Genomic DNA, 6,342 nt, shown 5'->3' with positions numbered 1-6,342 from the left:
AGCACCGCCCGGCTCCGGTAGCAGCGGCGCGATCACCGCCCACGCCTCATCGGTCAACTCACCACGACGCACCACCGACACATCGTCAACGACCAACCCCTACAAGATCGGCAGGACACGCCCTAGCCAGTCGTCGAAGCTGGTCGGCGCGATGCGTGCGCCGTCGCCCGGCAGCAGCACGTTGCCGGACATCGAGGTGCCGAACACGCCCGACCACGTCGGAACGAGCCGGATCCGGCGGCCCCGCGCCTCGTGGGTGCGCCGGGCCATGTCGACGAGATCCTCCGTCGCAGGTCCGGCGATGTCGGCGTGGTGTCCCCGCGGTTCGCCGACGGCGACCTCGGCGAGGATGTCGGCGACGTCCCGGGGTGCGATCGGCTGCACCAGCAGCGGTGCGACGGTGGCGACGCCGTCGCGTTCGGTCCAGCCGGTGACCATGGCGGCGAAGTCGTGGAACTGGGTGGCCGGGACGATCGTCCACGGCACCGGCCCGCCTGCGACCAGTCGCTCCTGTTCCCGCTTGCCCGCGTAGTGGGCGTTGTCGTCGACCCGGTGGATGCCGACGATCGACAGCAGCACGTGGTGCCGTACGCCGGCGCGTCGCTCGGCCGCCAGCAGGTTGCGCGTGAGGCCGCCCAGGTACGCAATCGTCTCGGAACGATCGCCTGCCGCCACGTTCGTCGTGTCGACGACCGCCTCCACGCCGGCGAGCGCCTCGTCCAGCCCGGTGCCCGTCGTCAGATCCACGCCCAGAGAGCGGCTGATGCGCACGACGTCGTGGCCCTGCCGCTCCAACGCGGCGACGGTCAGTGCCCCGATCCGGCCCGTCGCTCCCGCAACCGCGATCCGCATCGCCGTCGGCCTCCTCTCGGATGCGTCCGCCTCACCGTAGTCGGCGAAACGGGCCGAGGCGCTCCCGCATCGCGTGCGCGCACATAACTGTCATTATGGTGCACCACCTATTCGTCCTATTTGACCGTTCGTATTAGACAATTGGTGTTACCGGTAATCCGGTAATTAGCGTCGGCGAAGCCCTCGGCGAGCCGGACGGTGGCAGCTCCCGCACTGCTCGACAATCCACGTGTGACGAAGACTTCCCTCGCGCGACAGATGGCCGGCTTGCCTCCCGCGCTGCACTACTACGTGGTGTACGACGGTGTCGGCGTGCCGGAAGGGCTGTTGGTCGAGGAGTTCCTGCTCGCGGCGGACCACTCCTCCGCCGGGCTGGTGAGCGGTGGCTGGACTCGTTCCGAGGGCCGCTGGCACGAGGCGTCGGCCACCAGCCGGCGCCTACGCGTGGACGCCGCGTTGCGCAAGCGGGTGACGCCCGTCGGCCGGTCCGCGGCGGCGGCGCTCTATCGGGACCTCTGCGGTGAGGATCTGCCGGACGAAGGCGCGCTGCGGGAGTGCTTCGGCACCCCTCCGGCTCCGCCGCCGTCCCCCTTGCGGTTGAACGACTCCGGGCCCCGGCCAGGGTTCCGCGAGACGCGCGTCTACCGGATCCTGTTCGCCGGCGAGTTGAGCCCGGACGGTCTCGCGGCACTCAGCGAGGCCTGGCAGATGCCGATCACCGGCGACCCGGCGGATCCCGAGACGCGCATCCTGGGCGCGGTACGCCGTCAGGTCTCCGGCGACGCCTTCCGCTGGGATCTGCGCCGGGTCGCCGCAGGTGCCGCCTGGGCACTGGACGTGACCTGCGACCTTCTCGGGGAACGCGACGAAGCGGCCGGTGTGCTGCTGCACGGTCTGACGACGCAGGTGCGCCGGCAGGGGATGGTTCCCGTCACGGTCGACCGGTTCCGCTGACGCCCCGCCGGTGAACTCAACGGCCGCGCGCCCTACCTCGCGAACGGCCTGATCACCTCGAAGGGCTCGGGGAACCGCACGGGGATCCGGGTCTCCTCACTCTTGCGGTCGAGGAACGCCTTCGTCACGGCGAACCTGTCGAAGATCGCCGGCAGCGGGCGCAGCCTGCGGTCCAGCGACACGAAGAAGTTGTCCCAGTGGATCGGCACGATGAGGCCGGGCCGCGTCGCTTCCACCACGTGCCGCCAGTAGTCGCTCTGGAACCGCTGCGGCTGAACCCCCAGGGCACCGATCGCGAGGTAGAGGACGTCGACGTCGAGTCCGTCGAACTTGCCCGGCACGAAGTTGGCACTCGGATGGATCAGCAGTGAGCCGCCGGGGTGGGTGATGAGGAAGGACAAGCACCCGCCGTCGCGGTAACTGCTCGCCCGTACCGGCGGGACCAGCGGCGCCTCGATCGTGCCCGGAAACCTGTTGTCCGGGCTGTGGACGCCGGCGAGCACGCGCACGGTGAACGCGCCGATCCTGTGCTCGTCGCCGTCCGCGATGCACGTCATCGACTCCTCGGCGAGACCCGCGCCGCGTCCCATGTTGAGAGTCGACTCGGAGCCGAACAGCCGTCCGCCGAGATGCTTGACGACCTCGGGGGCATCCATGGCGTGGTCGTAGTGGGAATGGGAGACGAAGAGGGCGTCGAGAAGGGTGACGCCGGCTCGGGAGAGAGCGCGGGTGATCCGCCCGAGGTCGGGGGCGACGCGGCCCAGTGCGACGCGGAGCAGTGAGGGCCTGCTCAGGAAGCCGTCGATCAGGATGCCGGACGCCCCGTCGGACAGGTAGACGGTCGTGGTGCCGAAGAAGACGGCTTCGACAGACGCCCCGCTGGAGCCCATGCGCAGATGGTAGTGCGCCCATGGGCTCCAGCGGCGGTACCGCGGAGGCGGAGGATCAGCGCGCCGAACTCGCCGGGGAGTCGGCGCCGTCGAGCGCCCCGGCGCCCCGGGTGCTGCGCAGGCTCCACCCGATCGACACCGCGATCGTCACCACGATCACGCCGAGGGTGACCGGGATGGGCAGCTTGCCGACCGGCGTCTCCGAGAGGATCAACTTGACGCCCGCGAAGGCGAGCAGGACGGCCAGGCCGTAGTGCAGGTGCACGAAGCGGCGCAGCAGCCCCGCGAGGCAGAAGTAGAGGCTGCGCAGGCCGAGGATGGCGAAGGCGTTGGCGGTCCAGACGATGAACGTGCTGGTGGTGATGGCCAGGATCGCGGCGACACTGTCGACGGCGAAGATCAGATCGGTGGCCTCGACCGCGATCAGGACCACGAACAGCAGAGTCGCCACCCGCTTGCCGTCGACCCGGGTGAAGAACCTGTCGCCGTGATAGACCGGGTCGGTCGGCATGACCTTGCGGACCAGCCGGACGACGGGGTTGCGGTCCGGCGGGGTCTGCTCGTCGTGGCGGAACGCCATCTTGTAGCCGGTGTAGACGAGGAACGCGCCGAACACGTACGCGGTCCAGAAGAACGTCTCGAGCAGCTCGGCGCCGACGAAGATGAAGACCAGCCGGAAGACCAGGGCGCCGATGACACCCCAGAACAGCACCTTGTGCTGGAACGCGGCCGGCACGGCGAAGTAGGTGAAGATCAGCGCGAAGACGAAGACGTTGTCGATCGACAGCGCCTTCTCGATCAGGTAGCCGGCGTAGTAGGTGCCGGCCACGTCACCGCCCTGCCAGGCCCAGAGGACGACACCGAAGAGCAGGCCGGCGGCGATCCAGATGCCGGACCAGACCGCTGCCTCACGGAAGCCGATGACGTGGTTGTCGCGGTGCAGGAACAGATCGACGGCGAGCATCGCCGCGATCGCCAGCATGAGTACGGCCCAGATCCACCAGGACACGGACATGACGAAGGGGACCTTTCGCCCGGGGCCGGCACACCCGAGGTGTTCCGGCGCTGCTGGACGAAGGTCTCCCCGGGCCACCCGCAGCGGTGGCTGCACCGCCGGGATCCGGATGGGCCGGGCCCGTACTGACGGCGGTGCGTGGATCGTCGGGTACTCCCCCTCGAACTACGATTGATTATTCACGAAGCACAGTTCGTGCGTCAAGGGGGAGCCGGCCGTCGATAGGGTGACCGGATGGACGAAGACGCACGACGCCGGCACTCGTCGTCGTTCGGCGCGGCGGCCACCGCGTACGCCGAACACCGCCCGGACTATGCGCACGCCGCCCTGCGATGGGCCCTCGAACCCGCACCCGGCGTACGGGTGCTCGACCTCGGCGCGGGCACCGGCAAGCTCACCGCCACCCTGGCCGAGGTGAGCGACGACGTCACGGCCGTGGAGCCGGACCCGGCGATGCTCGCCGAACTCCGCCGCACACTGCCGGACGTACGTGCGCTCGCCGGCAGCGCCGAGGCGATCCCTCTGCCGGACTCCTCCGTCGACGTCGTCGTCGCCGGCAATGCCATGCACTGGTTCGACATGGCCGTGGCTGGGCCGGAGATCGCCCGGGTCCTCGCGCCCGGCGGTGTCCTGGCCGGACTGTGGAACGTCGTGGACGACCGGGTCGACTGGGTCGCGGGGCTCGCGGCGGTCAGCGGAAGTGCCGCCATCGGCCCCCGGGACACGCCCGCGAGCTGGCGCGCCGCGACGGCGACCATGCACCTGCCGAAGTCGGGCGAGGCCCGGTTCGGCTCGCCCGAGCAGGCGGAGTTCCCGCACGGGCAGCGCCGTACCGCCGATTCGCTCGTGGCGACGCTCGCCACCCGGGCCGGGATGCTGGTCATGCCGGAACGGGAACGCACGGAGGCACTCGACCGCATCCGCGCCTACCTGGCGAGCCGGCCGGAGACGGCAGACGGGGAGTTCACGCTCCCGATGCTCACCTGCGTACTGCGGGTGCGGCGCAGGTGAGCGGCGCGGATGTCCGGTCCGCCGCCGCCGCGATGACCGCCGTGCTGCGGCCCGCCGCCGACCGGGACTGGACGGTACGCGCGGGCGACCTGGACTGGTCCTGCTGGACCGCCGCCGCGCACGTCGCGCACGACCTGGCCGCGTACGCCGGTCAGGTGTCCGGCCGGCCCGACGGCGGCTACCTCCCGTTCGACCTGCGGGTACGCGCCGACGCCGCGCCCGCCGAGGTGCTCACTGTCGCGGCGGCCGCGGCCGGGATGCTCGCCGCCACCATCGACGCGGCGAGCCCGGACGACCGGGCGTGGCACTTCGGCCCCTGCGATCCGGGCGGGTTCGCCGCGATGGGCGTGGCCGAGATCCTGCTGCACACGCACGACCTGACCCGAGGGCTCGGCCTGGACTGGTCGCCACCTGCCGAATCGTGTGCCCGCGTGGTGCGCCGGCTGTTCCCCGACGCCCCCGGCGGCGACCCGGTGCCGGTGCTGCTGTGGCTGACCGGCCGCACGCCGCTCGGCGACCGGCCGCGGCGTACCGCGTGGACCTGGCAGGCGGCGCTTCCCTGAGCGCTCTCAGCGACGCCACCAGCGCCAGCGACGGCGCGGCCGGGCCGAGGCGGCACGCTGCGACTCCGGTGCCGTGACGCCCGGCGCGGCGCGTTCCCGATCGGCGCGCCAGCGGCGCACCGCCTCGTCGACGTTCACCGGGCGGACCACCACGCGTGGCCCGGTCGGGGTACGCAGCTAGGCCACCACCTCGGTGTTGAGCGCCGCCACGTACGACCGGACGGCCTCCTCGGTGGGCAGGTCACGCAGCTCGGCCGGGAGCTGTTCGATGCGGCGGCGCAACTGGAGCGGGGTGGGCAGCAGCAGGTCGGACGGGATCTGCTCGCGCTCCATGAAGCTGCGGATCCACCAGCCCTCGTCGTAGGGCATGTCACGCCCCGGGATGGGCTTGCCGGCGCCCGGCAGGTTGTCGAACTCGCCGCGCTCCTGGGCCGAGCGGATCTGCGCCTCGACCGCGGCCTCCCAGTCTGTCGTCACCGCCGTCACCTCCCGTACCCACGGTATCCGCCGCCGTCCGACAAGGGTCAGCGTCGAACGGGGCCGGGCTGTTCCCGGGCGCCGGGCAGGACTGCGGCGTAGCGTGCCCCCGGGGAGAGGGGTGACGGCGTGCGCGACTGGCTCATCGGACTCGCGGTGGCGACGGTCTGCCTGATTGTGAGCTGGGCGGTCCTGGTACTGCTGGCCCGGCGCCTGCCGCCGGGGATCCTGCGCGATCTGGCCGCGTTCGTGCCCGACTGCGTGACAGCGGTACGACGGCTTCGCCGCGATCCGCGGGTGCCCCGCCGTGCCCGCGTCGCGATCGTGGTCGCCGGAATCTGGGTGGCCAGCCCGATCGACCTGATCCCGGAGTTCCTGCCGGTGATCGGCCCGCTGGACGACATCGTGGTGGTGGCGCTCGCGTTGCGCTACGCCGCCCGGCAGGTGCCCCGGCAGGTGCTGCTCGACGCGTGGCCGGGCGAGCCGCGGCTGCTGCTGCGCCTGCTCGGCCCGTGAGAGCAGCGGCGGGCCGGTGTCAGGGCAGGTGGCGGACGTGCCGGTGGCCGTCCCGGGGGAACGG

At 71.5% G+C, this 6,342-nt stretch carries 9 protein-coding genes; 4 read left to right on the top strand and 5 right to left on the bottom strand.

Annotated features, from left to right (window positions below; translation table 11 throughout):
• Positions 1–99: 99 nt before the first annotated feature.
• Positions 100–852, bottom strand: a complete 753-nt coding sequence (locus tag ABD52_RS35520; protein ID WP_047894616.1) for an SDR family oxidoreductase — start codon at positions 850–852, stop codon at positions 100–102.
• A gap of 231 nt (positions 853–1,083) precedes the next feature.
• On the opposite strand from ABD52_RS35520, the gene ABD52_RS35515 reads away from it, so the two are divergent.
• Entirely contained in the window at positions 1,084–1,806 is a 723-nt protein-coding gene (locus ABD52_RS35515) for a hypothetical protein (RefSeq protein WP_235437659.1), read from the top strand.
• Positions 1,807–1,838: 32 nt separating this feature from the next.
• On the opposite strand, the gene ABD52_RS35510 is transcribed toward ABD52_RS35515, so the two are convergent.
• Together ABD52_RS35510 and ABD52_RS35505 are read right to left on the bottom strand one after the other, a co-directional pair.
• Positions 1,839–2,696 carry an MBL fold metallo-hydrolase gene (locus ABD52_RS35510; protein ID WP_047894615.1) on the bottom strand — a complete coding sequence of 286 codons (858 nt, stop codon included), beginning with the start codon at positions 2,694–2,696 and terminating at the stop codon, positions 1,839–1,841.
• 55 nt (positions 2,697–2,751) lie between these two features.
• On the bottom strand, positions 2,752–3,711 hold the full coding sequence (locus tag ABD52_RS35505) for a TerC family protein (protein ID WP_047894614.1): 960 nt from the start codon (positions 3,709–3,711) through the stop codon (positions 2,752–2,754).
• A 234-nt stretch (positions 3,712–3,945) separates the two neighbouring features.
• On the opposite strand from ABD52_RS35505, the gene ABD52_RS35500 reads away from it, so the two are divergent.
• Together ABD52_RS35500 and ABD52_RS35495 are read left to right on the top strand one after the other, a co-directional pair.
• On the top strand, positions 3,946–4,722 hold the full coding sequence (locus tag ABD52_RS35500; RefSeq protein WP_047894613.1) for a class I SAM-dependent methyltransferase: 777 nt from the start codon (positions 3,946–3,948) through the stop codon (positions 4,720–4,722).
• Positions 4,719–5,285 (top strand): maleylpyruvate isomerase N-terminal domain-containing protein, encoded by a 567-nt coding sequence (locus ABD52_RS35495; RefSeq protein ID WP_047894612.1) that lies wholly within the window; start codon positions 4,719–4,721, stop codon positions 5,283–5,285. The genes ABD52_RS35500 and ABD52_RS35495 overlap by 4 nt, the downstream gene beginning before the upstream one ends.
• Before the next feature lie 6 nt (positions 5,286–5,291).
• Here ABD52_RS35495 and ABD52_RS41530 read toward each other — a convergent pair whose 3' ends face one another.
• Both ABD52_RS41530 and ABD52_RS41250 read right to left on the bottom strand, forming a co-directional pair.
• A complete protein-coding gene (locus ABD52_RS41530) occupies positions 5,292–5,423 on the bottom strand; it encodes a hypothetical protein (RefSeq protein ID WP_255352911.1) in 132 nt (43 codons plus the stop codon).
• A 39-nt stretch (positions 5,424–5,462) separates the two neighbouring features.
• Entirely contained in the window at positions 5,463–5,762 is a 300-nt protein-coding gene (locus ABD52_RS41250) for a DUF1992 domain-containing protein (protein WP_235437658.1), read from the bottom strand.
• Between the two features lie 129 nt (positions 5,763–5,891).
• Between ABD52_RS41250 and ABD52_RS35485 the strand changes: the two genes are divergently transcribed.
• Positions 5,892–6,278 (top strand): YkvA family protein, encoded by a 387-nt coding sequence (locus tag ABD52_RS35485; RefSeq protein ID WP_047894611.1) that lies wholly within the window; start codon positions 5,892–5,894, stop codon positions 6,276–6,278.
• Positions 6,279–6,342: the final 64 nt, after the last annotated feature.

This window comes from Micromonospora sp. RV43 (assembly GCF_001029515.1).
Classification (GTDB): Bacteria; Actinomycetota; Actinomycetes; order Mycobacteriales; family Micromonosporaceae; genus Micromonospora; species Micromonospora aurantiaca.
Note: the sequence above shows the minus strand (reverse complement) of the source record. Positions and strands in the feature narration are given on the sequence as shown.